This is a genomic window from Janthinobacterium aestuarii, assembly GCF_046113285.1.
Lineage (GTDB): Bacteria > Pseudomonadota > Gammaproteobacteria > Burkholderiales > Burkholderiaceae_D > Janthinobacterium.
Genome location: NZ_CP142524.1, coordinates 5,061,905 through 5,088,691, shown reverse-complemented (window position 1 = coordinate 5,088,691; position 26,787 = coordinate 5,061,905). Strand labels below are relative to the sequence as shown.

At 62.8% G+C, this 26,787-nt stretch carries 12 protein-coding genes; 6 read left to right on the top strand and 6 right to left on the bottom strand.

The window, feature by feature from the left end; translation table 11 throughout:
* Positions 1-54: 54 nt before the first annotated feature.
* Positions 55-2,811 (bottom strand): bifunctional [glutamate--ammonia ligase]-adenylyl-L-tyrosine phosphorylase/[glutamate--ammonia-ligase] adenylyltransferase, encoded by a 2,757-nt coding sequence (gene glnE / locus OX462_RS22860; protein ID WP_409027134.1) that lies wholly within the window; start codon positions 2,809-2,811, stop codon positions 55-57.
* Positions 2,812-3,070: 259 nt separating this feature from the next.
* On the opposite strand from glnE, the gene OX462_RS22855 reads away from it, so the two are divergent.
* From OX462_RS22855 to OX462_RS22840, 4 genes are all read left to right on the top strand, one after another.
* Complete coding sequence (locus OX462_RS22855) at positions 3,071-7,246, top strand: YhdP family protein (protein WP_409027133.1); 4,176 nt, start codon at positions 3,071-3,073, stop codon at positions 7,244-7,246.
* A gap of 36 nt (positions 7,247-7,282) precedes the next feature.
* Positions 7,283-8,083, top strand: coding sequence for a carbon-nitrogen hydrolase family protein (locus tag OX462_RS22850; RefSeq protein WP_070291147.1), 801 nt, complete (start codon positions 7,283-7,285; stop codon positions 8,081-8,083).
* A gap of 24 nt (positions 8,084-8,107) precedes the next feature.
* Positions 8,108-9,568, top strand: a complete 1,461-nt coding sequence (gene tldD / locus OX462_RS22845; protein WP_070312787.1) for a metalloprotease TldD — start codon at positions 8,108-8,110, stop codon at positions 9,566-9,568.
* A 298-nt stretch (positions 9,569-9,866) separates the two neighbouring features.
* Entirely contained in the window at positions 9,867-10,826 is a 960-nt protein-coding gene (locus OX462_RS22840; protein WP_121668350.1) for an IS110 family RNA-guided transposase, read from the top strand.
* A 153-nt stretch (positions 10,827-10,979) separates the two neighbouring features.
* Here OX462_RS22840 and OX462_RS22835 read toward each other — a convergent pair whose 3' ends face one another.
* Entirely contained in the window at positions 10,980-13,820 is a 2,841-nt protein-coding gene (locus OX462_RS22835) for a TonB-dependent receptor (RefSeq protein WP_409027132.1), read from the bottom strand.
* Positions 13,821-13,928: 108 nt separating this feature from the next.
* A complete protein-coding gene (locus OX462_RS22830; RefSeq protein WP_141750030.1) occupies positions 13,929-14,114 on the bottom strand; it encodes a hypothetical protein in 186 nt (61 codons plus the stop codon).
* A gap of 204 nt (positions 14,115-14,318) precedes the next feature.
* Between OX462_RS22830 and aroG the strand changes: the two genes are divergently transcribed.
* Positions 14,319-15,383, top strand: a complete 1,065-nt coding sequence (gene aroG, locus OX462_RS22825) for a 3-deoxy-7-phosphoheptulonate synthase AroG (RefSeq protein ID WP_070219338.1) — start codon at positions 14,319-14,321, stop codon at positions 15,381-15,383.
* 75 nt (positions 15,384-15,458) lie between these two features.
* Here the strand turns inward: aroG and OX462_RS22820 are convergent, their stop codons facing one another.
* From OX462_RS22820 to OX462_RS22810, 3 genes are all read right to left on the bottom strand, one after another.
* Entirely contained in the window at positions 15,459-18,302 is a 2,844-nt protein-coding gene (locus OX462_RS22820; protein WP_409027131.1) for a TonB-dependent receptor, read from the bottom strand.
* A gap of 356 nt (positions 18,303-18,658) precedes the next feature.
* Complete coding sequence (locus tag OX462_RS22815) at positions 18,659-21,337, bottom strand: TonB-dependent receptor (RefSeq protein ID WP_409027130.1); 2,679 nt, start codon at positions 21,335-21,337, stop codon at positions 18,659-18,661.
* Positions 21,338-21,515: 178 nt separating this feature from the next.
* Positions 21,516-24,296 carry a TonB-dependent receptor gene (locus tag OX462_RS22810; RefSeq protein WP_409027129.1) on the bottom strand — a complete coding sequence of 927 codons (2,781 nt, stop codon included), beginning with the start codon at positions 24,294-24,296 and terminating at the stop codon, positions 21,516-21,518.
* Positions 24,297-24,920: 624 nt separating this feature from the next.
* Between OX462_RS22810 and OX462_RS22805 the strand changes: the two genes are divergently transcribed.
* Complete coding sequence (locus tag OX462_RS22805; protein WP_409027128.1) at positions 24,921-26,759, top strand: ABC transporter substrate-binding protein; 1,839 nt, start codon at positions 24,921-24,923, stop codon at positions 26,757-26,759.
* The last annotated feature ends 28 nt before the right edge of the window (positions 26,760-26,787 follow it).

The window sequence follows — 26,787 nt, the reverse complement described above, 5'->3', positions numbered from 1 at the left end:
ACGGCACCACTGGGAAGTGGAGTTGCCTGTACGTATCATACGCCGGCGCCGGGCTTATGCAATCGTTGCGGGAAAGATCGTGTGCCACAGGCGCATCACGTTGTCCGCATGCACGCGCACCCGCTCCGGTTCCACCCGGGCCAGGTCCTGCCCTTGCAGGCGCAGCTGATGCTGCAGCTTGCGCAGCGTGCGGTAGGCGTCGGCAACCGAAGCGGCCAGGCTGGCGTCGATCAGGCCCAGCTCGCCGCACAGGCGCAGCAGGGCGATATTGCCCGAGTTGGCCGTCAGCTGCGGATACTGCGCCGCATGCTGCAGCACCAGGTATTGCACCATGAACTCGATGTCGATCATGCCGCCCGGATCCTGTTTCAGATCAAAGCTGCCGGGACGGGGAGGATGCGCATCGAGCATCTTCTTGCGCATGGCCACCACTTCACCCTTGAGCGGACCGTTTTCCGGACGTTCCTTGCGCAGGATCGTGTCGCGGATGCGCTCGAAATGCTTGCCGATGCTGACGTCGCCCGCGCAAAAGCGCGCGCGCGTGAGCGCCTGGTGTTCCCACACCCAGGCCGCGCTGCTCTGGTAGCGCTCGAACGCCTGCACGCTGGACACCAGCATGCCCGAGGCGCCGTCGGGGCGCAGGGCGATGTCGATGTCGAACAGGATGCCGGCCGAAGTGTGCGAGGTCATCCAGGTGATGAAACGCTGCGCAAGCTTGGCGTACAGGCCGGGCGCTTCCTGGTCGTCGTCGTCGAACAGGAAGATGACGTCAAGGTCGGAGACATAGCCCAGTTCCTTGCCGCCCAGCTTGCCATATGCGATGACGGCGAATTTCGGCACCTCGCGGTGGCGCGCAGATAACGTTTGCCACACGGCTTGCACGGTGGCGGCGACGATGATGTCGGCCAGCTGCGACAGGTAATCGGCCAGTTTTTCCACGCTCAGGTCGCCCGCCAGGTCTTGCGCCAGGCACTGGAACAGCTGCGCGTGGTGCATTTCGCGCAGGATATCCATCTGCCGCTCCGTGTCGCCGGGGGCGTCGTCGAGCTGGCGCTGCAGGTCCAGCGCCAGCGCGGCCGGGTCGGGCACCGTGTTGCGGATGCGTTCATCGAGCAGCTCGTCGAGCAGGATCGGGTGCTGCGTGAGGAAGGTGGCGGCCCAGCCGCTGGCGCACACCATGCGCACCACGCGCTCGAGCGTGTGCGGGTACTCTGTCAGCAATGACAGATAGGCCGAGCGGCGCGCAATGGCTTCCAGGAAATCGAGCAGCCGGCCCAGGGTGGCCAGCTGGCTGGCATTGCCGTTGGACACGGAGCAATCGGTGATCAGGGGCAGGGCGGAATTGACGAGGGCCACCAGACGCGTGCGGCTCGCTTCGGGCAGGGATTGCAGGCGCGGTGCTTGCCACGTGGCCAGCAAACGGCGCGCGCAAGCTGCCGGTTCATGGAAACCCATGGCGGCAAAGCGCGCTTCGATGGCTTCCTGCTGGTCGGACGCGGCGCAGTCGTTCGACGTCTGCGGGTCGATGCCCGTGTCGGCCGGCGGCGTGCCGCTGCTCTTGTCGCTGAACATTTCGTCGAACTGGCCGGCGACAAACACGCGGTGCGCTTCCAGCCGGGCCAGCAGGGTAGCGACGTCGGGCAGGCCCATCATCTGCGCCACCACCAGGCGGTCGGCGTCATTCGCGGGCAGGGTGTGTGTCTGTGCATCGTCAAGATACTGCAGCCGGTGTTCGAGGTTGCGCAGGAAAGTGTAGGAACCAAGCAACTGTTCCACGATGGCCGGTTCCAGCAAGCCCTTGTCCGCCACCGTACGCAGGGTGGCGCGCGTGGAGCGCTCGCGCAGCTCGGCGTCGCGCCCACCGCGTATCAATTGGAATACTTGCGCGAGGAATTCGATTTCGCGGATACCGCCACGGCCCAGCTTGACGTTGTTGCTGCGGTCTGGATGCAGCCGTTCCTGGCGGTTGACCTCGGCGCGGATCTGGCCGTGCATGGTGCGGATGGCGTCGATGACGCCGAAATCGAGGTAGCGGCGGAAGACGAAGGGCCGCACGATGGCGTCGAGCGCGGCGATATCCTCCGGCTTGCCCGTCACGGCGCGCGCCTTGACCCAGGCGTAGCGCTCCCATTCGCGGCCCTGCACGATCAGGTATTGCTCCACCATGCCCAGGCTGGCGGCCAGCGGACCCGAGTTGCCGTTCGGACGCAAGGCCATGTCCACGCGGAAAGTAAATCCGTCCTGTGTGATCTCGGCCAGGGCGGCGATCAGTTTCTTGCCCATGCGAATGAAAAACTCGTGGTTGGACAGGCTGCGCTGGCCCGCTACGGTGACTTGCGTGTCGCCATCTTCCGGATACACAAAGATCAGGTCGATATCCGACGAGACGTTGAGCTCGCCGCCGCCCTGCTTGCCCATCGCCAGCACCATCAAAGCCTGTTCCTCGCCCGACTCCTCGCCGACAGGCATGCCGTGCAGGGCCACCATTTCGTCCATGATGGCGTCCACATGCGTGCGGATGGCGAAATCGGCAAAGCCCGTCATGGCCGTGACGACTTCATGCAAGTCGGCCTGACCGCCAAGATCGCGCGCGATCAGGCCGCAGACGAGCAGATTGCGCAGGCGGCGCATGGCCCGCTCGGGCGGCAGCGGCGGCGTGGCGGCGTTCGATTGCTCGGCCAGCGCGGCGGCAAAGTCGAGCCCGTCCAATGGTGCGCGCACCAGTTGCGCTACCTGCGCGGCGCGCTCGGGGGCGGCGTCCAGCCAGCGCTGGTAGAAACGGGAGGCGGAGATCAAAGGCTGTGTGCTCATGGTATCGGTAAGGGTCTCGTGGATGCTGCGTGCATGTTCTTGTTTAACTTGGCTGCGAACGGCGGGGGATGCGGTAAAATTGTGCCGCCGGCCCAATACCGCCGGTAGTGCGTGCTCTTCCGAACGATGGTAAGGGAGGCTTTGCTCAGACGCAAGCGCAAGGATGCAGGCGCGCACCACGAATGCAGACGATTTTTGCCATTATTTGACGCCGGGCCAGTTTATTAGCTTATTGATGCAAAAACCGCCAGAAGCAAGCGTGACAGAGCATGTGCCCTTGGCCCTGCGCTGGCAGCGGCTGCGTGCCGCCTATCGCCTGGCCAACCTGGCCACCCACCATGTGCTGGGTTTTACCATCAAACTGGTGCTGCTCGCGTATTTCGCCTTCGCCGTGCTGTTTTTATTCCTGCGCTACGCGATCCTGCCGAATATCGATTATTACAAAGGCGATATCGAGCGGGCGGCCAGCCGCGCGCTGGGCAACCCTGTCAGCATTGCGCGTATTTATGCCTCCTGGCATGGCGTGCGGCCCAATCTCTTCTTCGGCGACGTGACCCTGCGCGACCAGGCGGGCCGCCAGGCGCTGAGCCTGCCGAGCATATCGGCCACCGTGTCGTGGTGGAGCGTGCTCGGTTCCGTGCGCTTCACTACCCTGGAAATCACGCGGCCCGACCTGGACGTACGGCGCAGCAAGGATGGCAAGCTGTATGTGGCCGGGGTGTTGATCGACAGCACGCAAGGCAGCGATGGCAAGGGCGCCGACTGGCTGCTGTCGCAGCATGACATCATCATTCGCGACGGCAAGGTGCGCTGGACGGACGAAGCGCGCGGCACGCCGGAGCTGGCTTTGTCCCAGGTCAATCTGCTGCTGCGCAACCGCTGGCGCAGCCACAGGCTGGGCTTGCAGGCCACGCCGCCCGCCAGCCTGGCCGCGCCCATCGATGTGCGCGCTCACTTCACGCATCCGCCTTTCAGCACACGCATCTCCGATGTATCGATGTGGAAGGGCGAGCTGTACGCCGACCTGAAAAACGCCGACCTGGCCGCCTGGCGCCGCTACCTCGATTACCCGTTCGAGCTGAGCCAGGGCAAGGGCGCGCTGCGCGCCTGGCTGAGCCTGGATCACGCGCGCCTGGCCGGCTTCACGGCCGACGTGGGCTTGACCGAGGTGCAGGCGCAGCTGGGCGAGCATATCGCGCCGCTCGACCTGCTGTCGGTCAGCGGACGCATTTCGGCCAAAGAAGAGCTGTCGGCGCAGGTGCCCGACGGCAAGCCCACTTTTGGCGTGAATGGCCATCAGGTGGAGTTGACGAATTTCGCGGTGGAAACCCGCGATGGCCTCAGCCTGCCGCCCACGACCTTGTCCGAGCGTTTCATCGCTGCCACGAAGCGCAAGCCGGCGCGCACGGAAATCACGGCCAAATCGCTCGATTTGCAAACGCTGGCCGCGCTGGCCGACAAGCTGCCGCTGGGCGAGCAGCAGCGCCAGCGCCTCGACGCCCTGGCACCGCGCGGGCGTTTGCAGGATTTTTCAGCGCAATGGGAAGGCGAGATGGCCACCCCCGCCAGCTACCGTCTGCGCGGCAAGCTCATCGATCTGGGCCTGAATGCGCAGCCGGCGCGCCTGGCCGTGGCGAAGACGGCGACCAGCCCCGCGCAGGCCGCCTCGCCCGCCATTCCCGGCTTCGATAAGCTCAGCGGCAGCATCGACGCCAATGACAAGGGCGGCACCATTGCCATCGACGCGCAGGACCTGGTGCTGCAATTGCCCACGTACTTGAGTGAGCCGGCCTTGCCGTTCGAACAATTCGCCATGCAGGCGCGCTGGACGTTTGAAGCGGCCAATATGCTGCGAGTCGACCTGGACAAGCTCGATTTCAATCAGCAAGGCTTGCGCGTCGCCTTGCAAGGCACGCACCGAATGCCGCTCGACGGCAAGAACCTGGGGCAGGTCGATTTGACGGGCACGATCGACAATTTCCAGATCAACACCATCGGCCGCTACCTGCCGCTGCAAACGCCCGAGCACCTGCGCCACTGGCTGACGGGGGCGCTGGAAGGCGGCATGGCGCACGATGTCAGCCTGCGCCTGCGCGGCGAACTCGAACATTTTCCCTTCAAGGCCGACACGCCCGCCCAGCGGAATGCCGCCCAGCGCAATCGCGGCGACTTCCGCGTGGCCGGCAAGATCGAGAATGGCAAGCTGAACTATGCGCCCGGCGAATTTGCGGAAAGCGGTCCGCTGGCGGGCAAGGCGCCCCTGTGGCCGCAGGCGGAAAAGATCAAGGGCAGTTTTGTGTTCGAGCGGGCGCGCATGGAAATTCGCGGCGACACGGCCACCACGGGCGGCGTGGCCTTGACGAATGTCAAAGCCGTGATCCCCGACCTGACCGTCTTCGACACCTTGCTTGACATTGAAGGTAATGCGGCTGGACCGATGCAGGAATTCCTCAAGTACGTGACGGCCAGCCCCGTGCTGGGCTGGATCGAGCATTTCACGGACGAAACGACGGCGACGGGCAATGCCAGGCTGGCCCTCAAACTGCACTTGCCGATCGAGCGCATGCTCGAGTCGACCGTGCAGGGCAGCTTGCAGCTGGCGGGCAACGACGTGGTGCTGTTCCACGACATGCCGCCCGTGCTGGGCACGCAGGGCAAGATCGAGTTCAACGAAAAGGGCGTCAACCTCAATGGCTTGAATGGCAGCCTGCTGGGCGGGCCGCTGGCCATCTCGGGCGGCACGCAGGCGGACAGTTCGATTCAAGTGAAAATCGCCGGCAACATGACCATCGACGGCTTGCGCAAGACCTATCCGGCGCCCGTGCTGCAGCGCCTGGCGAAACATTTGAATGGCGGCGCGCGCTACAACGGCTTGATTACGGCGCGCGACCACCAGGTGGTGGTCAATGTCGAGTCGCCGCTGACGGGCCTGGGCCTGGATTTCCCCGCTCCCCTGAAAAAGCCGGCCGGCGACAGCCTGCCCGTGAAATTCACCCTGACGGGCAATGCGGCCAACGGCGCGGGCCTGCGCACGGATGATATCCGTATCGCGCTCGGCTCCGGCATCGCTGCCCGCTACCAGCGCCAGAAGCAGGGCAAGGACGCCTGGCGCCTGGTGCGCGGCGGCATCGGCGTGAACGTGCCGGCGCCCGAGCCCGATAGCGGCATGATGCTTAACGTCAACATGAAAACCCTGGACGTGGACAGCTGGATCGCCGCCGGCAGCGAGATCGCCGGCAGCGCCCCGGCGTCCGGCGACAGCGGCGCCGCCGACGATGCGCCCGATATCGCGCAATATGTGGTGCCGGACATGATGGCGGCCCGTGCCAGCGAACTGATGCTGGGCGAGCGCAAGCTGGAAAACGTCGTGGTCGGCGCCACGCATCAAAAGGATGTGTGGCAAGCCAATATCGACGCAAAACAAGTGTCGGGCTATGTGACGTGGCTGGAAACGCCGTCCGGTCTGGGCAAGATGACGGCGCGCCTGTCGTCGCTGATCATTCCGGAGTCGGCCGCCAACGACGTCAAGAATTTGCTGGAAGGAAAGAGTGGCGCCCAGTCGATCCCCTCGCTCGATATCGTTGCCGAGCAATTTGAACTGTTCAACAAGAAGATCGGCCGGCTGGAGTTGCAAGCCTATAACACGATGGCGGCGGGCGGGCGCGAGTGGCGCGTGGGTAAGCTGCAACTGTCGAACGCCGATGGCGCGCTGAGCGGCAGTGGAAAATGGGTCATCAAGGACGGACAAAGCACGACCAGCCTGCGTTTCGGCCTCGATATCGTCGATGCGGGCAAGCTGCTCGACCGCTTCGGCTTTGCCGACACGGTGCGCCGCGGCAAGGGCCGTCTGAGCGGCGATATCGCCTGGAATGGCTTGCCGTATTCGCTAGACATTCCCACCTTGTCGGGACAGATCGAGATGAAGGTGGAATCGGGCCAGTTCCTCAAACAGGACCCGGGCGCGGCCAAGCTGCTGGGCGTACTCAGCCTGCAAGCCTTGCCCCGCCTGCTGAAACTCGATTTCCACGACGTGTTTTCCGAAGGCCTGGCCTTCGACGGCATCACGGCCAACGCCAGCATCAAGCGCGGCGTAGTGACCACCGATAACCTCAAGATGCATGGCGTGGCGGCCACCGTGCTGATGGATGGCACGGCCGATATCGCCAATGAAACGACGAATTTGCACGTGGTGGTGATCCCCGAATTTAACCTGGGAACGGGACCGCTCGTGTACGCGCTGGCCGTCAATCCCGTCATCGGCCTGGGCAGTTTCCTGGCGCAATTGTTCCTGCGCGCGCCCGTGATGAAGGCACTTACCTACCATATGCAGATCGCCGGCCCGTGGAAATCGCCCGTCGTGACCAAGCTCGATGGTGGTAAATTGGAACCTGTCGCCATGCCCGCAGCGGCGGTGAACGATGCCGTGGCGAAATAAGTGCCATTCGGCAAGGTCGAATGTACAAGAGGTGAAATGATGCATACAGTTGCAGCAGTACAAATGATTTCCTCGCCTTCCGTGGAAGACAACCTGGCCACGGCGCGGCGCCTGGTGGCGCAGGCCGCCGCCGGTGGCGCGCAGCTGGTGGTGCTGCCCGAATACTGGGCCATCATGGGCAAGCAGGAAACGGATAAGCTGGCCCACGCGGAACAGCCTGGCAGCGGCCCCATCCAGGATGGCATGGCGCAGATGGCGCGCCAGCACGGCATCTGGCTGATCGGCGGCACCTTGCCCCTGATTTCCGGCGAGGAGGGCAAGGTCCTGAACACCACGCTGGTGTACGACCCGCAAGGCGAGCCGGCCGGCCGCTACGACAAGATCCACCTGTTCGGTTTTACGCGCGGCACCGAGTCGTACAATGAATCGCGCACCATCGTGCCGGGCGCGCAGGTACGCGCTATCGAGACGCCGTTCGGCCGCGTCGGCCTGTCCATCTGCTATGACCTGCGCTTTCCCGAACTGTACCGCGCCATGGGCGATTGCGCGCTGATCGTCGTGCCGGCCGCGTTTACCCATACGACGGGCAGCGCCCACTGGGAAGTGCTGCTGCGCGCGCGCGCCATCGAAAACCAGTGCTATGTGCTGGCCTCGGCGCAGGGTGGCCTGCATCCGAACGGCCGCCGCACCTGGGGCCACAGCATGCTGATCGACCCGTGGGGCGAAGTGATCGCCGTGCTGCCGGAAGGCGAGGGCGTGGTCAGCGGCGAGATCGACCTGGTGTTTTTGGCCGGCGTGCGCGAGTCCCTGCCCGCGCTAACCCATCGGACGATGTAAATTGAATGTTGAGAAAAGATAGCCATGATTCCATTTGAACCCAATCTGTCCAGCCTGGCCGTGGCGCGCGATATCCTGCTCACGCCCTTCGGCCTGGACGAAGACAAGCTGCTCAAAGCCCTGGGCACGATGTTTACGCACAAGGTCGACTATGCCGACCTGTATTTCCAGTCGACCAAGAGCGAAGGCTGGAGCCTGGAAGAGGGCATCGTCAAGACGGGCAGCTTTTCCATCGACCAGGGCGTGGGCGTACGCGCCGTGTCCGGCGACAAGACGGCGTTTGCGTACTCCGATGACATTTCCGAGCGGGCCCTGCTGGAAGCGGCAGCGGCCACGCGCACGATTGCGCGCGCGGGCGCCGGCAGAATCAAGATCGCGGGCCGGATGCAGCCGCAGGGCGGACGCTCGCTGTACCTGCCCAACGATCCGCTCGCCTCGCTCGATGCCACGGCCAAGGTGCAGCTGCTCGAGCGCGTGGAAAAGATGGCGCGGGCGAAAGACCCCCGGGTGGTGCAAGTGATGGCGGGCCTGGCCGGCGAGTACGACGTGGTGCTGGTGCTGCGCAGCGACGGCGTGCTGGCGGCCGACATCCGCCCGCTGGTGCGCGTGTCGCTGACCGTGATCGCGGAACAGAATGGCCGCCGCGAAACGGGCTCGGCCGGTGGCGGCGGGCGTTTCAGCTACGACTATTTCAGCGATGCCGTGCTGGAGCAATATGCCAGCGATGCCGTCAATTCGGCGCTGGTGAACCTGGAAGCGCGCCCCGCGCCCGCCGGGCCCATGACCATCGTGCTGGGACCGGGCTGGCCCGGCATCTTGCTGCACGAAGCGATCGGCCATGGCCTGGAAGGCGATTTCAACCGCAAGGGTTCGTCCGCGTTTTCGGGACGCATCGGCGAACGCGTGGCGGCCAAGGGCGTCACCGTGGTCGATGACGGCACCCTGGCCGGCCGGCGCGGTTCGCTCAATATCGACGACGAGGGCAATCCCACGCAGTGCACGACCCTGATCGAAGACGGCATCCTGAAGGGTTACATCCAGGACACGATGAACGCGCGCCTGATGAAGATGCCCGTGACGGGCAACGCGCGCCGCGAATCGTTCGCCCACCTGCCCATGCCGCGCATGACGAATACGTATATGCTGGGTGGCGACCAGGACCCGGGCGAGATCCTCGCTTCCGTGAAAAACGGCTTGTATGCCGTCAACTTCGGCGGTGGCCAGGTCGACATCACGAATGGCAAGTTCGTCTTTTCGGCCAGCGAAGCGTACATGATCGAAAACGGCAAGCTCAGCTATCCGGTGAAGGGCGCCACCCTGATCGGCAACGGCCCGGACGTGCTCAACCGCGTCTCCATGATCGGCAACGACATGCGCCTCGACTCGGGCGTGGGCGTGTGCGGCAAGGAAGGGCAAAGCGTGCCCGTGGGCGTGGGGCAGCCGACCTTGCGCCTCGACGGCATCACGGTCGGCGGCACGGCCTGATTTTGCTGAACACGGGGCGGCCAACACGGTTGTCGGATTACGCCCTCCGGGCTAATCCGACCTTGTATTATTCCCCTCATGCCGTTCGTGGTATTGCGAACGGTATCGACCGCTGTCAAAATCTTGGTAGGCATATCAAGACCGGGTAACTGGATGCCGTATCCGCCCTTAGGCCCCGAGCCAGCTCCGTAGATCTCGCACCAGTTACCCATCCTCCATGTCAAGATCGGACAGTATCTTTGGCACCGGCATGCCGGTTAGCCCGCATTTGCAAGGTAGATCGCAAGAGGACCACAGCATGTTTAATTTAGGAATCGACGTTGCCAAGGCCAAGCTCGACTGCGCGCTGCGCCTGCCCAACGGCAAGCATCGTAACAAGGTTGTCGAGAACAACCACCAAGGATTCACCGCGCTCCACGCATGGCTGCTGAAGCATGCTGCCGGCAGCCCCAGGGTGTGCATGGAAGCGACGGGCACGTATTGGGAAGGGGTTGCCGAATATCTCGCTGGACTTGGCATGGTGGTCAGTGTCATCAATCCGGCCCAGATCAAGGCCTTCAGCGCTTCGCGCCTGGTGCGCACCAAGACCGACAAGGTCGACGCACAGCTGATCGCCGACTTCGCCCATGAACGCCAGCCAGAGCCCTGGCAGGCGCCATCGCCGGCCGAGCAATCGCTGCGCGCGCTGGTGCTGCGCCTCGATGCCTTGCAAGCGATGCGCCAGCAGGAAAGCAACCGGCTTGAAGTGGCGCGCGCGGCGGTACGCCAGGGTATCGAGGATCATATTGCCTGGCTCGACGCCGAGATCAAGGCGCTGATCCTGGCGATCCGCCGTCATATCGATGACGACCCGGATTTACGCGGCAAGCGCGAATTGCTCGATAGCATCCCTGGCCTGGGCGAGCGCACGATTCCCGTGCTGCTGTCCTACTACGCCAATCCTGAGCGCTTCGACAGCGCCAAGCAGGCGGTGGCGTTTGCGGGCCTCGATCCGCGCCAGCACGAGTCGGGTTCCAGCGTGCGTGGCAAGCCACGCATGTCGAAGGTCGGCCACAGTTTCCTGCGCAAGGCACTGTACATGCCGGCCATGGTGGCAGTCCATAAGACGCCTTGGGGCAAGCGCTTCGGTCAGCGCCTGCGTGACGCCGGCAAAGCGCCCAAGCTGATCATCGGCGCCATGATGCGCAAGCTGGTGCACGTGGCATTCGGCGTGCTCAGGTCGGGAAAAATATTTGATCCGGCCTTGCACGCCGCTTGACGGGGATAACAGTATCTACTTTCTCTGACATGGCGCTCGCGTAGGTCGGGTTAGCGCAAGGCGCGTAACCCGACACCATTGCCGGCCGCGTCCACACGGTTGTCGGATTACGCGTGGCTGCGCCCCGCTAATCCGGCCTACGCTCCCGATTTTTCAGAACTTGTATTTCACCCCCGCACTGATGAAGCGTCCCGCCGCGCCCGCGTAGTCGAGCGGGTTGTAGCCCGTGGCGCCATAGGTCAGCGGGTCGAGCGGGGCGATCTTGTCGAACAGGTTTTGTATCGTCGCAAACACTTCCAGCTTGGGCGTGGCCAGCCAGCGGGCTGTCAGGTCTACCGTGGTGAACGAGGCGATGCGGCAGCCGCGCGGCGCGTCCGTGCCATCGGCGAAATGCGTGGCGCAGCCGTCCGGATCATTCTTGAACAGCACGTTGTCGAGCGGCGCGCGGTAGTTGACGTTGGCCGTGACCCGCCAGTTCTGGCGTTCCCAGGTGGCGCCCAGGTTGATGCGGTCGTCCGGCGTGCCCATGCAGTTGGACACATCGCAATTGCCATGCGTACCGGCAAAATCGCGCTGCGTGCCATCCTGTTCCGTGCGCAGCCATTTGTACAGATGCGTCCACTTCAAATCGAAGGTCAGGCTGCCGTAGCCGTTGTCCAGGTTGAAGCGCTGGCGGGCGTCGATATCGATGCCGCGCACCGTTGTCTGCGCCGAATTCACATAGTTGGCCAGCACGGCCGTGATGGCGCCCGGATCGCCGGCAATGCCGGTGGCCGTGGACGGGTCGCGCGCCACATGGCCTTCCGCGATGGCCGCATCCGTTTGCTCCTGGTTGATTTCATTCTTGCGGCGGATTTGCCACAGGTCCACGGAAATGCTGCTGCGCGGCAGCGGGTCCCACACGGCGCCCACGGAATAGCTGCGCGAACGTTCGGGCGACAGGTTCGGATTGGGCGAGGTGATGACGGCGATCGGCGCCGGATCGCAGGCCACTTCCACGCCCAGCGCGCAGCGCAGCGGATCGCTGGCGGTGGAGAACGCGGCCAGGCCGCCGACGCCGTTTTCCGCCGCGCTTGGAGCGCGGAAGCCCTTGGCAAAGGTGCCGCGCAGGGCCAGTTCGCGTATGGGCGTCCATTTCACGCCCACTTTCGGCGTGTAGGAATTGCCCACGTCGGTAAAATGGTCGGCGCGCAGGGCGCCCGACAGTTCCACGGTTTTCAGCACGGGCGCCAGCACTTCGGCATAGATGGCCGAGGCGTTGCGGCTGCCCTTGTAGGCGGAATAGCCGAGGCCAATGATATTGCCCCGTTCCGTGCCCGTGGTGGGTTTGAGTTCCGTCGCTTCGTGACGGAATTCCGCGCCCACGGCCACACCGAGGCCGCCGCCGTCGAGCTTGGCCACCTCGCGGCTGGCCTTGAAGTCGATCTGTGCGATATGCGTCTTGGCGTCGTTCGAGATGCGCGGCGACAGGGCCGCGTACAGCGCGGGCGAATTGAGGCCCGCGTTTTCCGCGATGCGCCACAGGCTGCCCGCCGGCAAAGCCGCATACGCCGGGTTCAGGCTGGCCGCCGCCACATTGGCGGCTGTCGGGTTGAGCAGGGCGAAGGCGACGTCGCGCTGCAGATAGCCGTTCAAGTCGTTCGAGACCTTGTTCTGCGAGTACAGCAAGGCGCTGTCGATATCCCAGCCCGCCACGCTACCCTTGATGCCGGCCACGAAGCGAGTGAAGGTGGAGTCGACTTCCGACAGGCGCGGCCCTACGTCGGCCGCCAGGTAGCGCAGCCGCGCCGCCGTGCCGAAATACGGGTTGTCCGGGTGCGCAGCACCGAGCGACACGCCGGCATTGCTGACGGGGCCGCCCGGATAGCCGACCGAACCGCTGACCGTCGAAGGCGTGGTGGCCGAGTTCGATTCGCTGTGATACACGTTCAATTCGGCATACGTTTGCAAGGCAGGCGTCAGTTGCCAGGCGGCGCGGCCGAAGAAATTGATGTTCTTTTGCTTGGGCTGGATCTGGCCGTATTGCTGCGCGGCATCGGTCAGGCAGCCGCCGCCCGGGTCGCCCTGCGGATGTGTGGTGAAGTTGCCGCAGGCGGCGCCGGGGAAGGTGCGCGTAAAGCCCACGCCGGCCAGGTTGCCGCGGTTGTAGTAGTCGAGCGTGTCGGGATTGCGCACATTGCCGTTGACGGCGCTGCCGGCCGCGTTGTTGGTGGTGATGGCGCCCGCGCCGCTGAGCGACTCCTGCGCGCTGAAGCCCTGGTCGCGCAAGTCGCTGCGGCCGACGGCGCCCCGTCCGGCCCGGTCGCGGTTCCAGATGGCGGCCTTTTCGCTGTACTCGAGGTTCAGCAGCACGTTGTAGCGGTCGCTGTCGATGTCGCCGAAGCCGTGCGTGATGGCGGCGCGCGCATCGCGCCCGTCCCACTCTTTCGTTTTGCCGTAATTGCCCTTGATGGCCGTGCCCTGGTAGTCGCGCCGCAGGATCACGTTGACCACGCCGGCGATGGCGTCCGAACCGTAGATGGCCGAGGCGCCATCCTTGAGGATTTCCACCCGTTCCACCGCTTCCAGGGGAATGATGTTCAGGTCGGCAAATACCTTCTGGCCATCGTCGGCCAGGCCATATGGCGCCACGCGGCGCCCGTTCAGCAGCACCAGGGTCGAGGCCGTGCCCAGGCCCCGCAGCGACACGCCGGAAGCGCCGGCGGCAAAGCCGTTGCCGAAGGTAGTGGGCACGGAGCCCTGGTTGTCGACGGCCAGGGTCTGCAGCAGTTCGGCCACGCTGGACTTGCCCGATTTTTCAATGTCGGCCGCGTTCAGGGTTTGCACGGCCGACGCCGTTTCCGCCTGCGCGCGGCGGATGTTCGAGCCGGTGATTTCCACGCGGGCAATGGGAGCCGCTTCCTGTGCCAGGACGGGCAGGGCGAGCAGGGCGCTTGCCAGAGCCAGGCCCATGCGTGGCGGTGAAAACGGATGGACAGATTGTTTGTAGATCATGCGAGTCTCCGGAAGGTCAGACAGAAAAAGGTGAGGTACACCTTGCAGTCTTGGCCGTGCGGCCTGGCGGAGATTCGATCTACATCAGTAGTGCGTCGCTTCCCAAGGTTAAAACGGGCTGGCGTGGCGTGCGCGCCACGGCGGCCCCAGCGTTGTTGTCCAGCCGGTGCGGACCTGCAGCGCGCAACTTTTTACGCTTTTTGGCGTGTTTTTCAGGGTGAAACGGCAGCGGCATGCGGCTTTGCCGACAAATACGCTTGCCAACCCTTGCGATTTAGGTTTATAGTCGATCATCACTTACGGATGACTCGCATGTTCGCTCGCCACTTTTTTACCGCTTATTTTTACTTTAGCAATTCCAACCCCAAAGGCGGTGGAGTAGCGGTCGGTTCACGTAGCAGCAAAAAACGAGACCCCAGCACATTCTAAAAAACCGCCACTGATGGCGGTTTTTTTTTACCCAGATGTTTTACCCATCCTTAAATTTTGGAGAAAATGATGCCCCGCACCGATGATTTGCGAATTCGCGAAATGAAGGAATTGACCCCGCCGTCCCACCTGATCCGCGAATTCGCCTGCTCGGAGCAAGCCGGACAGACCGCCGCCAGCGCCCGTATCGCCCTGCACCGCATTTTGCATGGCCAGGACGACCGCCTGATGGTGGTGATCGGGCCTTGCTCCATCCACGACACCAAGGCGGCAATGGAATATGCGCGCCTGCTGGTCAAGGAGCGCGCGCGTTTCGCGGGCGAACTGGAAATCGTCATGCGCGTCTACTTCGAGAAGCCGCGCACCACGGTGGGCTGGAAGGGCTTGATCAACGACCCGTACATGGACAACAGCTTCCGCATCAACGACGGCTTGCGCATGGCGCGCGAATTGTTACGCGATATCAATGAGCTGGGTTTGCCTGCCGGTACCGAGTTCCTCGACGTCATCAGCCCGCAATACATCGCCGACCTGATCAGCTGGGGCGCCATCGGCGCGCGCACGACGGAGTCGCAGGTGCACCGCGAGCTGGCGTCGGGATTGTCGTGCCCGGTTGGCTTCAAGAATGGCACGGACGGCAATGTGAAGATCGCCGTGGAAGCCATCAAGGCCGCCTCGCAGCCGCACCATTTTCTTTCCGTCACGAAGGGCGGCCACTCGGCCATCGTCTCGACCAACGGCAACGAGGATTGCCATATCATCTTGCGCGGCGGAAAAACGCCGAACTATGACGCGGCCAGCGTGGACGAGGCGTGCAAGGCCATCGCCGCGCAAGGGCTGGCGGCGCGCCTGATGATCGACGCCTCGCATGCGAACAGCTCGAAAAAACCGGAAAACCAGATCCCCGTGTGCGCCGACATCGCCAGCCAGGTGGCGGGCGGCGATGGCCGCATCGTCGGCGTGATGGTGGAATCGCATCTGGTGGCGGGGCGCCAGGATTTGATACCCGGCAAGGAATTGATCTATGGCCAGTCCGTCACGGACGGCTGCATCGACTGGAGCGCCAGCGTGGCCGTGCTGGAAAACCTGGCGGCGGCCGTGAAGCAGCGCCGCTTGCAGGGCGACGCGGACTAACATGGCGCGCAGCATGAAAAAAAGCCCGGAAAGCTAAGCTTTCCGGGCTTTTTCAGTTTTCAGCTGACAGGAAGCTTAGAACTTGTAGGAACCGCTCACATAGAACTGGCGGCCCAGGGCGCTCGAGTACGATGGGTTGTAGCCTACTTGATGCGAACCCGTGTTACGCAGGGTGAACGGCGGATTGCGGTCGAACAGGTTCAGGATGCCGCCCGTGATTTCCACGTTCTTCAGCGGACGGTAAGCCGTCTGGAAGTCGAAGGTGGTGTAGCTCGGCACTTCCAGCTGGATGCCATAGCATTCGCCAGGGCTGCCGGCCACGATCACGGCGCAATCGTCAGCCGTCTGTTCCTTGTCCGTGTAGCCGTTGCGGTAGCTGGCGCTCAGCGTATGCGTGAACTTGGCCGTCTCATACGAGGTGGTGGCGCGGATGATGTTGCGGAAGCTGACCTTGTCGTTCGAACCGTAGCGATTCAGGCTGGTTTCCCATTGATCATCGGTGCCCGGCGTCGTGTAGCGCGAACGCAGCAGGTAGGTACCCATCAGGCGGCTCGTCAGGCGGCCGTCCAGCAGCTTCATCTTGTGGGTGAAGTCGTAGTCGATACCGCGGTTTTCCACCTTGCCGATGTTAATCGGCAGCAGCTTGATGGCCAGCACGTCCTTGCCCGTCGAGCTGATGTGCTTGGTGGTGAACAGGTTGGCGTACTTGGCAGGATCGTTGAAGATCAGGCCTTCCGAAACCGCCGTGACCTGGTCGCGGATTTCCACGTTCCACAGGTCGAACGACATCGACAGGCTGTCGATCGGCTCGAACACGGTACCGATGCTCCATTGCTTCGACGTTTCCGGCTTCAGGTCCGGGTTGCCGCCCTGGAAGGCTTCGAACTGCTGGCGTCCGACGCCGCTGCAGTAGCCGGCCAGCGGGTGGCCGCCCATGCCGTTCGCTGCCGTCAATGGGCATTGGTAGTTACCGCCCGTGACGCCCCAGTCTTCCAGTGGGCCAGCGATTTCCTGCATGCTGGCGGCGCGGAAGCCGGTACCGGCAGCGGCGCGGAACATCAGGCTCTTGGTGGCGGAATACTTGCCGCTGACTTTCCAGGTGGTGGCGTTTTCTTTCTTGCCTACCGTCTTGCCCGTCAGCTTGTCGTCGATGGATCCGATCTGGTCATAACGCAGCGAGCCGGTCATTTCCAGTTTTTTCGAGATCGGCATCATCAGCTCGGCGTAGGCGCCGGCATTGTCGCGCGCGTATTCGCTGTCGACTTGTGCATTGTCAAACAGGATCTGCGCCTGCCTGGCGACGTCGGCCTGCTTCACCTTGTACGAGGTGTTGCGGTAGTCGGCGCCCACACCCAGCATGGCCGTGCCGCCTGGCAGCGAGAACACAGGGCGCGAAGCGCGGCCGTCGATGCCCTTCATTTCCACGGTTTGCGTGTTGTAGGTGCCGCTGAAGCCCGTGCCCAGCAGGGCCTGGCGCATGGCGTCCGGCATGGAACCGACAGGGTAGGCGAACGGGTCGATATTGCCGGCGGCTACTTGCGCGTCGAATTTGTCGGCCAGCGGGAAGCCGCTGACGTATTTCTGCGTCTGCTTGTTTTTCGAGTACGTCACGGCCGAGTTGATGTCCCACCCGAATGCATTGCCATCGATGCCGGCGACGATGTGAGTGGCCTTGGTGCCGTAGTCGTACACGCGGTTGCCCATTTCCGACAGGCGGTATTTTGCGACGGCGCCCGTGGCGTTGGCCAACTGCGCCGGCGTCAGGTTCGGTGCCAGATATTTGTTGAACAGCGGCGAGCCGACATCGACGGAGAAATCGGCCGGGTACGGCGCGATGCTGGCGACGACGCGCGCTTCGGTGTAGGCGAGGTCATAGAAGCCCTGGAAGCCGGTTTTGCCCAGCTTGACGGTGCCCGAGCTGAAGATGGCGTCGCGCTTCGATTCCGGATTGATTTCGATGGTCGATGGCGAATCGAAATAGCAGTTGCCGTCGCCGTAGAAATCCATGTTGCTGGCGGCGCATTTGCCGCCATGAGCCAGGGCGTACGGGTTCAGATTGACGTTGTCGATGAAGGGCTTGTTGGTCTCTGGGTTGATGACCACATTACCGTTCGCATCGGTGCGTTTGTAATCGACCGTGGCATTGCCAGGGGCCGAGCGCGAGGAACCGTTGATGAATTGCAGTGCCTTGCCGGTCTTCGGATCGTTGAAATTGATGATGCCGCTTTTCGCGAAGCTGCGCTGCGATGCCTTCAGCGATTTTTGTTCGTCATGGCTGGCCGACACGAAGATGCTGTAGCCGTCTTCGTCGATATCGCCGAAGCCCTTGCTGATCGAGATCGAGTTGCTGGCGCCGCCTTTTTCTTCAGGACGCGAATACTTGGCATTGATTTCCAGCGGCGATGCGCCTTTTTTCAGGATGAAGTTGACCACGCCGGCGATGGCGTCGGCGCCGTACAGGGCCGAGGCGCCGTCCGTCAGCACTTCCACGCGCTCGATGGCCGACAGGGGGATCGAATTGAGGTCGATGGTGGTGCCGGAATTGGATGGCGCGATACGGCGGCCGTTCAGCAGCACCAGCGTGTAGGCCGCGCCGATATCGTGGATCGAGGCCGTGGTGACGCCGCCGCCGCCGCCGCCCACCGAATCGGCGGCCACGGAGAAGCCCTGCATCGCAGGAATTTGCTGGATGAAATCGGTCACCGTGGTGACGCCGGTTTTCTTGATGTCTTTCTGGTTGAACGACTGCACCGGCAGCGACGCTTCGGAAGCGATGCGCTTGATGCTCGAACCCGTGACTTCCACGCGTTGCATGGTGCCATCTGTTGTTTCTTGTGCGTACGCGGCGTGCATGCTCAGGGCCATGCCGCCTGCAAACATCAGGCGCAGCGACCGCGATATTACATTTTCTATCATCATCTGAAATTCCTTGTTATTGTGATAAAGGCGGCAATTATTTTGAAATAACTTGTTGCTTGCCAACAATTTATTTGCCTTTTTGAAAATCCACCAATGAAAATTCTGTAAATTTTCTGGGCCCTCATCAAAACATTCACGATTCAGATTGTCAATTTCACGCGGACTTTTTGGACGAAATGCAACATTTCCCTGTTTTTTTTGTAATCCTTCAGCAATAAAGTATCGTGAACCCTTGTCAGCCTTGCTCAGATGCGTAAAATAAAACGGCGCACATCATAGCTGATGGCGCCGCTTTTCTGTTGCTGGCACGCTGTTGCCGGCGCTGCCTGTTTTATCTATTGACCTGAAAATTCCCCTTAAAACGTATAGCTGCCGCGCAGGTACCAGGCGCGCCCGATCGGGTCCGTGTAACGCGGGTCGTAACCTTTCTGGAACAAGGTGCCCTGGTTCGAGAACGGCGGTTCCCTGTCGAACAGGTTTTTCACGCCGGCCGTCAGCAGCAAGCCTTTCCACGCGTAGCTGCCCGACACGTTCAGCAGGCTGTACGACGGCACATCGTGGCGGAACTGCGGATCCACCAGATTCTGATCCGTGTAGCCGGACTTGAACGATTGCGACACGGTGGCGCCCCAGTTGCCCATGCGCCAGTTCAGCGCGGCCGTATGTTTCCAGCGGAACACGGGATTGTTGTCCGCGTAGCGGCCCACGTTGGCAATGAAGGCGCCGCCCCGTTCGTTCTGGTAGTCATACTTGCGGGTCCACGTGCCATCGACCGACACGCTGACATCGCCATACGCGCCACGGGCCAGGCGCGCATTGAGGCTGACGTCGATGCCGTCCGTTTTCACTTCGCCGAGATTGTCGTTCAAGTCCAGGATGGCGTAGGGCGAACCATCGGGATTGCGCAGGAACAAGGCCTTGTATTTCTCGTAGTTGCCGAAGATCGATTGCTCGGGCAAGGACGAAATCTTGTCCTTCAAATGGATGTTCCAGTAATCGATGGCGAGCGTGACTTCCTTGACGGGTTCGAGCACGAGGCCGAGGGCAAAGGTCGTGGATTTTTCCGGTTTCAGCTTTTCATTGCCGCCCTGTAGCTTGAACTGCTGCAAGTCGCAATCGCGCAAGGGGTTGGCACCGGGCTGCGGCACGCCGCCGGGGCACAAAATCGGGTCATCATAGGTATCGTTGGTATCGTTCTTCGACGGCGGCGCATTCTTTTCAAACAGGGTGGGCGCGCGGAAACCCGTACTGGCCGAGCCGCGCAGCACCAGCGCGCTGCTGGCCTGGTAGCGCAGGGCCAGCTTCGGATTGGTGGTGCTGCCCACGTCGCTGTAATGGTCGAAGCGGGCGGCAAGCTGTACTTCCAGGTCCTTGATCAGCGGCAAGTTGACTTCGCCGAAGACAGCTTCGATGGTCCGCGAACCGCTCTTCGACAGCGAGCCCGACAGACCGGAACTGGCAGCCTGGCCGGCGATGTCGCGGTTGACGTTGAAGTCGGCCTTTTCGCGCCGCGCCTCGCCGCCCAGCGCGATGGCCAGCGGGCCGCCGGCCAGCTGCATCAGTTCGCGGCTGCCCTTGATGTCGAAGCCCGTGGTGGTGACCTTGGCGCTTTGCACTTCGCCGCGCAGTGCCGTGCTGGCCAGGTAAGCCTTGCCGGCCGCATCCTGCTCGCCGAAGGGATTGAGGATGCCGTTCAGCACGCCAGCGGCAAAACCCGCATCCTGCACATAGCCGTTCGTGAATTTTTCCGACGACTTGCTGATGGCATGGCTCAGGCCCGTCTTGTAGTCCCAGCCGGCCAGCTCGCCTTCGAGGGCCAGCACCAGGCGGTCCGCCTTGCCGTCCGAATCGATCTGCCGCTGGCCCGCCTCGACGGGGCGCCAGTTGACGCTCAGCGGCTGGCCCGACAAGCCCGGCTGGGCCGGTACGCCGCCCGCATTGCCCGGATAATATTTGCTGCTGATGGGCAGAATCAGGCCCGTTTGCGGCGGCGGCGCCGTGCGTGCCTTCACCTTGTTTTCCGAATGCAGGTATTCCACCGTGGCCAGGTGGCCGCCGCCCAGCTTGAAGGCGCCCTTGCCGAAGAAGGCTATTTGCTGCTGTGCGGGCAAGTCGTCGATCTGGCGCGTGTAATCCTGGCGGCAGGTGCCGTTCGCCGGCACGGCCGGCACCGACAGCGGCGGCAGGCAGCCGCTGGCCGCGTAGGGGTTGCCGGCCAGGCCATTGCCGCCGTTGGCCGCCGCATCGAAGTAGTTGCCAGGAAACGTCGTGCCGCTGGTAATGGACAGGCCGCGCGAGGGGACGATGCCGGTGGCTGAAAAAGCACGGTCCTGCGACGTGAGCACGTTTTGCTTGTGGTAGTCGAGCACGCCGAAGATATTGTAGCCGTCCGTGTCGAGCTTGCCGAAACCCGTCGACAGGTTGATGCGGTGCTCGCCGCCGCCCTTGTGTTCGGGGGCGACCACTTCGGCCGTGATGTTCGTGACGTTGACCGAGCGCTTGGTGATGAAGTTGATGACGCCGCCGATGGCGTCCGTGCCATAGATGGCCGAGGCGCCGTCGCGCAGCACTTCGACGCGCTCGAGGGCGGCAATCGGAATGATGTTCAGGTCGACGCTGGCGCCGTCATACGGATGGTTGGCGATGCGCCGGCCATTGAGCAGCACCAGGGTCTTGTCGCCGCCCAGGCCGCGCAAGTCGGCGCTGGCCTGGCCGCCCGTGGGCAAGCCGCTGGTATTGCCGCCGACGGCATTGCCGCTGCCCATGCTGGACGCATTCGAGGGTATCTTGCTGAGCACTTCCTGGGCCGTCGTCAGGCCCTGTTTGGCGAAATCCTCGGCCTTGAAGATGGACAGGGGTGTCGCCGTTTCCGAGACGAGGCGCTTGATCGAGGAACCGGTGACTTCGACGCGCTGCATGGCGGGAGGCTCGCCGGCGGCGCCGGTGTCCTGCGCCATGGCCGCATGGCCATACGCGCCGAGCAGGGCAGCGCACAACAGGCGCAAGGTAGGGGAGGGACTGCGGGTTTGCGTCATCTGACACTCCTGTGGCTTGGTCATGGGCCAAGTGGCCTGCAAGGGAGTTTTACAGGCGCACAGCAGGTAAGGTTTGCGCTGGCGCAATAGGCGTGTGGATGAGTGCCTTGCGCCACAGTCGCGGACGAAAAAAAGGCGGTGATTGCTCACCGCCTTGCGTCAGGATACGGGTGTCAGCTTAGAAGAACTTGTAGCTGGCGCCCAGTTTGAAGTAGCGGCCGATGGCGCCGCTGGCATCCATCGGGTTATAGCTCATGCCGCCGTAGGTCAGCGGGTCGAGCGGGGCGATCTTGTCGGTCACGTTGTTGATCGAGGCAAACAATTGCAACTGTTTGTTGACGTTCCAGCGGCTCGACAGGTCGAGCGTGGTGAACGAGGCGAGCTTGCAACCGTTCGGCGCCGGCGTGCCGTTCGCCAGTTTGGAGGCGCAAGGATCGCCTTCAAACTTGATATTTTTCATATCCGAACGGTAGTTCAGCACGCCGCTGACGTTCCAGTTGCCCATGTCCCACGAGCCGGTCAGATTGATCTTGTCCTTCGGCGTGCCTGCGCAGTTGGAGGTATCGCAATTGCCATGCGTGCCGGCGAACTGGTAGCGCACGGTGGCCGACTCGGCGCGCACCCACGAGGCGATGTGGGTCCAGGTCAGGCCGAACGTGGCGCGGCCGTAGTCGCCCAGGCGCACGCGCTGCTTGACGTCCAGGTCGATACCCTTGATCTCCGTGTAGCTGGAGTTGCGATACGGTGCCTTGGTGATCAGCAAGGTGCCCGTGTTCGGCACCACCACGCCATTGATGGTCAGGTTGTTGTCGGCGCGCACGGCCGTCGGCAGGGCGGCCGCTTCGTTGTACGGCAGCGGGTTGATCTCGTTTTCGCGCTTGATCTTCCAGGCATCGAGCGACAGGCTGGTATCGTTGAACGGATCCCACACCAGGCCCAGGGTGTAGCCCTTGGACTTTTCCGGCTTCAGGCTCGGGTCGCCGATCTTGACGGCCGCCACCTGCAGTTCGCAATCGCTGGCATTGGCGCCCGGCAGGCGGGTGCCGCCCGGGCAGCGCACGGGATCGCTGACAGTCGAGGTGCCCGTCGATTGCGAGTTGGCATTGCTTTCCGCCGGTCCTGGCGCGCGGAAGCCTTCCGAATACGTACCGCGCACGGCGAAGGTTTTCACCGGTGTCCACTTGGCGCCCAGTTTCGGCGTGGTCGACGAGAAACGGTCATATTTGTCGTAACGCAAGGCGCCCGATAGCTCCACCGTCTTGATGACGGGCGCCAGCACTTCGAGGAACACGGCCGAGACCTTGCTGTCGCCCTTGGCCGCCACATAGCTGGAGTTGATGGAACCGTCCTGCGTGCCCGACAGCGAAGGATTGTCGAGCTTGTCGCGGCGGTGTTCCGCGCCCACGGCCAGGCCCAGGGCGCCGCCCGGCAACTGCATCAGTTCGCGCGAGGCCTTGAAGTCGATGATGTCGAGCTTGGTGGTGGAATCGGAGGTGGCGTTCGTCACCATGGCTGCGTACAGCGAGGCGGGATTCTTGCCCGCCTGCGCGCCGATGTAGTACGGGAAATATTGGCTGTTCGGATTGCCCAAGGCATCCTTGACGACGGCCATGTTCAGCATATTGCTGTAATCGAGGTGCAGCTTCGATTCCGAGTGCGTATAGCCGGCATCGTAGTCCCAGCCCATGGCGTTGCCCTTGACGCCGAGCACGATGCGGTTGAACTCATTGTTGGCCTGGCGCGTGCTGGCGCCCGCATCGAAAGCCTGGTAACGCACGCGCACCGGCACGCCATACGGATTTTGCGGATGGTTGGCGGCCAGCACGATGGTGGTGCCGGCGCCGGAACCGTAGTTGACGACGCCAGTCGGGCTGGTGGCGTTCGGCGGGAAGGCGATGGTCGGCGTGATCGAGGGCGGGATCAGGGTGAAGGCCGTATCGCGCTTCGAGTAGCCCGCCTCCGCATACACCTGGGTGTCGGCATTGACTTGCCAGCTGCCGCGCGTGTACAGGTTGATCGATTCGATCTTCGGCTGCATCGAGCGGAACTGGTCGTGGTGCCACAGGCAGCCGCCCTTCGGATCTTGCGGCGAAGACACGGACAAGCTGGCGCAGCCGGGCAGGGACACATAGTTGTTGGTGACGGGGTCGCGGATCAGGCCCGTCGGCGAGGGATTGGCGTCGTTGTTGCCATTGATGTAGCCGCCGGCGAACTGGGTGTTGATCGCATAGCCATACGGACGCAGGTCGGCCTTGCCTATCCATTTGCGGCCGGCGCGGTCATTGTTCATCAGCATGTCCGATTTGCTGTACTCGGCATTGAGGACGAAGTTGAATTTATCCGTATCCAGGTTGCCCTTGCCGAAGGTCAGCGAGGCGCGGTGCTGCTTGGCGTCGCTGTCGCCGGAGATGCCCGTGTCGCCTTTCAGGGTCAGGCCTTCGAAGTCCTTGCGCAGGATGATGTTGACGACGCCGGCGATGGCGTCCGCGCCGTAGGTCGACGAGGCGCCGTCCTTGAGGATTTCGATGCGCTCGACGATCTGCATCGGCACGGTGGACAGGTCGGTAAAGCTCTTCTGGCCGTCATCGGCGCGCGCGAACGGCGCCATGCGGCGGCCATTGAGCAAGACCAGGGTCGAGGTGGCGCCCAGGCCGCGCAGCGAGATGGCCGTGGAGCCGGCGGCAAAGCCGTTGCCGAAGCCCGTCGGCAGGGAGCCGGCGCCATCGGCGGTCAGGGTTTGCAGGTATTCGGCCACGGTGGCCTTGCCCGATTTCATCAAGTCGTCGCGGGTGATGAGCTGTACCGGCGATGCAGTCTCGGCCGTAGCCCGTTTGATGCTCGATCCTGTAATTTCCACACGTTGTACATTGGCGTCTTGCGCCATTGCCGGCGCAGCCATCATGCCCAGGCTGAGCGCTGCTACGCTACCCGAAAAAATCAGGCGTACGGAGCGGGACATCACTGTTTCCATCATCATTCTCAGAACTCCGAAAGTATGCTCGGCCGGCCCTTGTGCGGCACAGCTTTGCCAGGGTGATAAAGATTGCTGCGTCGGCAATCGCTATGGATCAAACGGCATATCGTGTGAGCCGTCGTGATCGATAAGACCATTTGTCGAGAAACCTTGTCAACGCGCACACACCCGCTTTCAGCATGGAAACAACAGTGTTTTTTATAATGTTGACGTGTTTCAATATTTGCAATTATTTCAATGTTGCACTGCGATGCGCATTTTCCGTACTGCGATAAAAACGGCTGTCATTCGAAGCCGTAAGGGTTACTGCCAGGCCGGTTTTTCATGGCGGCGACCTGTCTTTGTTGCGCTGCGGAAGATTCTCCCGGCGAGGCAGGTGAGCGTGGCGCCACGCTACGCCAGTGCTGCGGCTTTTCGCCCGGCGAACGGAATATGCGTTATCGTTACGCCTTTTTCCGGCTCGCCTGCTTGCAGGTCCGGCTGGCGATGAACAAGGCATAGATCTTGCGAGGATGGACTGGTTTTGGCGGTGGAATCCTGTATCCCAGGGGGAAGCCAGTACAAGCGCACCAATACGGTGCGACAGATAATCGAGATGAAGGGTATTACATGAAGTCACCATGGATGCGGCGCATGGCGCTGCTCGCCTGCCTGGCCACCCTGCCGCTGGCGGCCGTGGCCGTTGACGCTGCCCCCGCGGCCGCGCCGGTCAAAACCTTGCGCTATATCCTGCCGGCCGCCGAGACGGGCTTCGATCCGGCCACCGCGCGCGACCTGTATTCGAACCACATCACGCAGGCCGTCTTCGACACCCTGTACACCTATGACTACCTGGCGCGCCCCGTCAAGGTGGTGCCCGGCGCGGCGGCCGCCATGCCGGAAGTGTCGGCCGACGGCAAGACCTATACCATCCGCCTGAAAAAAGGCATCCTGTACACGCCTGACGCCGCGTTCGGCGGCAAGCGCCGCGAACTGACGATGGCCGACTACGTGTATTCGTGGAAGCGCCTGTTCGACCCGCGCCTGGCGTCGCCGCACAGCTGGCTGTTCGAAGGCAAGGTGGTGGGGCTGGACGACCTGGCCAAGGACGCGGCCAAGTCGAACAAGCTCGATTACAGCAAGAAGGTGGCGGGACTGGAAATCCTCGACCCGTACACCCTGCGCATCTCGCTGACCAAGACCGATTTCAATTTCCCCATGATCCTCGCCTACGTGCCGACGGCCGCCGTGGCGCGCGAAGTGGTGGACAAATACGGCGACGTGAAGGGCGAAGTGGGCTCGAATCCCGTCGGTACCGGCTATTACACCCTGGGCGAATGGACGCGCGGCAACCGCATCGTCCTGAACCGCAACCCCCAGCATTTGCCCGAGACATGGAATTTCATGGCCGGCGACGATCCGGACGACCAGCGCATCGTGCGCCAGATGCAGGGCAAGCGCATTCCCGCCATCGACCGCATCGAAATTTCCGTGATGATCGAAGACCAGTCGCGCTGGCTGTCGTTCCAGAGCGGCGGCACGGACGTGTTCTGGCTCGATGGCCCGCTGGCGCCGAAAGCGCTGCTGAACGGCAAGCTGCGTCCCGAGCTGGCGGAGAAGGGCGTGCAACTGTCACGCCTGCTGGACCCGGAAATCAGCTATTACTACTGGAATATGGAAGACCCGACCCTGGGCGGCTTCAGCAAGGAAAAGATCGCCCTGCGCCGCGCCATTGCCATGGCGCACAATATCGATGAGGAAATCCGCATCATCTGGAATGGCCAGGCCAAGCGCCTCGACTATCCGATCCCGCCCGGCGTCGTCGGCTACGATCCGCACTATAAATCCCTGCTGCAATACGATCCCGTGCTGGCCAACAAGCTGCTCGATAAATTCGGCTACAAGAAGGGCGCCGACGGCTGGCGTACTTTGCCGGACGGCAAGCCGCTCTTGATCCGCTATGCTTCGCGCAACGAAGCCAACGGCGTGCTGCAGGCGGAAATGTGGCGCAAGACGTACAACTCGCTGGGCATCCGCATGGAAAACGACCGCATGATCTTTTCCGACATTTTGAAGACGGAAAAGCAGTGCAAGATGCAGACGCGCACGGCGCCGTGGCTGGCCGACTATCCGGACGGCGACAATTTCATGCAGCTGTTCTACGGCCCCAACACGCACCAGAACAACAACGGCTGCTACCAGGACCCCGAGTACGATAAATGGTACGCGGCCAGCCAGGCCATGCCGGCCAGCCCCGAGCGCGACGAGCTGTTCCACAAGATGGCGCGCCGCCTGGAAGTCAATGCGGGCGCCCTGATCGGCTACGCGCGCTACCGCAACATGCTGGCGCAAAAGTCGGTGCTCGGCTACAAGAAGCACCCGATCCTGTTCCAGGAATGGGCGTATATGGATATCGACAGCACGGGCGCGCCGGTGGCGCCAGCCCCTGCGGCCTCGGCCAATAAATAAGCGACGCTTATAACAACAAGGAATCATT

Coding starts and splice junctions, on each gene's coding strand:
- glnE (WP_409027134.1), bottom strand. CDS start 2,811: ATGAGCACACAGCCTTTGATCTCCGCCTCCCGTTTCTACCAGCGCTGG.
- OX462_RS22850 (WP_070291147.1), top strand. CDS start 7,283: ATGATGCATACAGTTGCAGCAGTACAAATGATTTCCTCGCCTTCCGTG.
- tldD (WP_070312787.1), top strand. CDS start 8,108: ATGATTCCATTTGAACCCAATCTGTCCAGCCTGGCCGTGGCGCGCGAT.
- OX462_RS22840 (WP_121668350.1), top strand. CDS start 9,867: ATGTTTAATTTAGGAATCGACGTTGCCAAGGCCAAGCTCGACTGCGCG.
- OX462_RS22835 (WP_409027132.1), bottom strand. CDS start 13,820: ATGATCTACAAACAATCTGTCCATCCGTTTTCACCGCCACGCATGGGC.
- OX462_RS22830 (WP_141750030.1), bottom strand. CDS start 14,114: ATGATCGACTATAAACCTAAATCGCAAGGGTTGGCAAGCGTATTTGTC.
- aroG (WP_070219338.1), top strand. CDS start 14,319: ATGCCCCGCACCGATGATTTGCGAATTCGCGAAATGAAGGAATTGACC.
- OX462_RS22820 (WP_409027131.1), bottom strand. CDS start 18,302: ATGATGATAGAAAATGTAATATCGCGGTCGCTGCGCCTGATGTTTGCA.
- OX462_RS22815 (WP_409027130.1), bottom strand. CDS start 21,337: ATGACGCAAACCCGCAGTCCCTCCCCTACCTTGCGCCTGTTGTGCGCT.
- OX462_RS22810 (WP_409027129.1), bottom strand. CDS start 24,296: ATGTCCCGCTCCGTACGCCTGATTTTTTCGGGTAGCGTAGCAGCGCTC.
- OX462_RS22805 (WP_409027128.1), top strand. CDS start 24,921: ATGAAGTCACCATGGATGCGGCGCATGGCGCTGCTCGCCTGCCTGGCC.